Raw genomic sequence first — 2,029 nt, forward strand, 5'->3', positions numbered from 1 at the left:
CCTTCGCCCAGCGACGGCGATCGCATCAATGCGCTGCCGTCCCGGGACACCTGCCAGTAGTAACCGGAACCGGCCGCGGCATAACGCGGATCGGACAGCGGCCGGGCCAGTTGTGGCCGCCCTTTGCCGTCAAGTTCCGTCAAGCCAACAAGTTCAACCAAATGCTCCTCTAGTTCGGCGTGGAAAACGCCCTCGACATGGCGGCGGAACAGGGCGCTGGCAGAGAAGCCAACCACCACCAGACCACTGATCACCCATGCCAGCATGGCCAGCGTGAAGCGTGCCCGGAGGCTGGATGGGCCGCCACCGGTCATCATGGCTCCAGCCTGTACCCAAGGCCGCGCACGGTCGTGATCGCGCCCGCGCCAAGCTTGCGGCGCAGCCGGCTGACCTGAACTTCCAGCGTATTCCAGTCCCGCTCGGCCTCGAGTGGATAAAGGCGTTCCAGCAGATCGGCTTGTGACAGGATATGGCCGGGACGGCGAATGAGCGCCTCCAGCAGGCGATACTCCTGCCGTGTCAGGTCGATTGGTGCACCTTCGCGCGTGACCGCACGCGCTACCGGATCCAGCGCCAGATTGCCGGCCGTCAACAGCGGCGCGCCACGGTCTTCATGGCGGCGAATCTGGGCATGCAGGCGAGCGATCAATTCTTCCGAGTGTACCGGCTTCACCACGAAATCATCAGCGCCGGCGTTCAGGCCTTCCACCTTGTCCTGCCAATTGCCACGTGCTGTCAGGATGATGACCGGCACCATGATGCCAAGCGCCCGCCACTGGCGCAGCACGCTGAGGCCGTCGATGCGGGGCAGGCCCAGATCCAGAATGACGGCGCTGTGCGATCCGAGATCGGGCCATTCCAGCGCACTTTGGCCATCGGCGGCGCGATCCACGGCAAAGCCGGCCGCAGTCAACCGTTTTGACAGACGGACCGCCAGTTCCACATCGTCTTCAACCAGCAGCAGGCGCATCGGCCACCGCTCCATCAATGCCAGATCATGACACTGTAAGCTTGCAACAGGCTGACAGATTGTCAGGTTCATGCAAGCTGATGATGGCACACAGCGCCCATGTTCAGACATGCCGCCCAATTGTTGATTGCTGCCGCGCTGACGGGCTGTGGCCAGCCAGCGCCTGACCCTGCACCGCAGAAGGTACCGCAGATTGCCGCGCGCACGGCCATTGCCGCCGCCGCCCCCGAAATGACCCTGGCGCAATTGCCGGCCACGGTGGTGCAGCCACCTGGAGCCCGTGTGGCCGTGGCCACGCCGTTCGCAGGTCTTGTGCGATCGGTGCATGTGCAGCCCGGGCAAACGGTCGAAAAGGGCCAGTTGCTGGCCGTTATCGTTAGCCGTGACGCGATGGCGCTGGCCGCAGAACTGGCACAGGCCGAATCCAGTCGCCGGCTGACAGCGGCGGAAGCCGCGCGCATGGCAGAATTGGCACGGGCTGGTGTTGTCGCTGCCAGCCGGGCCGATGCGGCCGCGGCAGCCAGCAACCAGGATGATATCACCGTCCGGACCGCCCGCTCCATGATAGATCAGGCCAGTGTTGGTCGCGATGGCACCATCAGGCTGACTGCCCCGATTGCAGGTCGGATAAGCAGCATGGCCATGGATGCCGGCTCTGCCGTGGACGCGATGAGCGCGCCGATCGTCATTGAGCGCGAAGGGAGCCGTTGGCTGGCCCTGCAAGTACCGGAACGATTGGCGCTGGCGGTACGGGCCGGATTGCCGGTCAGCACTGACGACGGCCAGACTGGCCGGATGGAAACCGTGGCTTCGTCGCTGGACCCGGCGACCCGGGCATTTGCAGCGCGGGCGCGGCTCGCGGATGGTGGTCCGCCGCTGGTGGGCGGCCGGTTACTGCGCCTGACCATCCGCGCCCCGGCGCCGGCCGGAGCGATCAGCGTGCCGGCTGCCGCCATTGCCACGGAAAATGGCAAGGATCTGGTGTTCGTGAGGACCAGTGCCGGCTTTGTCGCCCGCCCAGTAACCCGCGCTGGCAGTGGCGATCCCGCCGTGATCACT

At 65.5% G+C, this 2,029-nt stretch carries 2 protein-coding genes and 1 pseudogene; 1 reads left to right on the forward strand and 2 read right to left on the reverse strand.

Annotated elements, in window-relative coordinates; translation table 11 throughout:
- Together RT662_RS14740 and RT662_RS14745 are read right to left on the reverse strand one after the other, a co-directional pair.
- A pseudogene (locus tag RT662_RS14740) lies at window positions 1-314 on the reverse strand (sensor histidine kinase); the annotation flags it as partial.
- Window positions 314-970 (reverse strand): response regulator transcription factor, encoded by a 657-nt coding sequence (locus RT662_RS14745; protein ID WP_313671443.1) that lies wholly within the window; start codon window positions 968-970, stop codon window positions 314-316. The pseudogene RT662_RS14740 and the gene RT662_RS14745, both read right to left, overlap by 1 nt.
- A 99-nt stretch (window positions 971-1,069) precedes the next feature.
- On the opposite strand from RT662_RS14745, the gene RT662_RS14750 reads away from it, so the two are divergent.
- Window positions 1,070-2,029 (forward strand): efflux RND transporter periplasmic adaptor subunit (locus RT662_RS14750; RefSeq protein WP_313671444.1); only part of this gene is annotated, 960 nt, incomplete at its 3' end.

It is taken from the genome of Sandarakinorhabdus sp., assembly GCF_032115815.1.
In the GTDB taxonomy this organism is placed as follows: domain Bacteria; phylum Pseudomonadota; class Alphaproteobacteria; order Sphingomonadales; family Sphingomonadaceae; genus Sandarakinorhabdus.

Excerpts from the sequence above, each read along its gene's own strand:
- RT662_RS14745 (WP_313671443.1), bottom strand. The coding sequence starts at position 970 with ATGCGCCTGCTGCTGGTTGAAGACGATGTGGAACTGGCGGTCCGTCTG.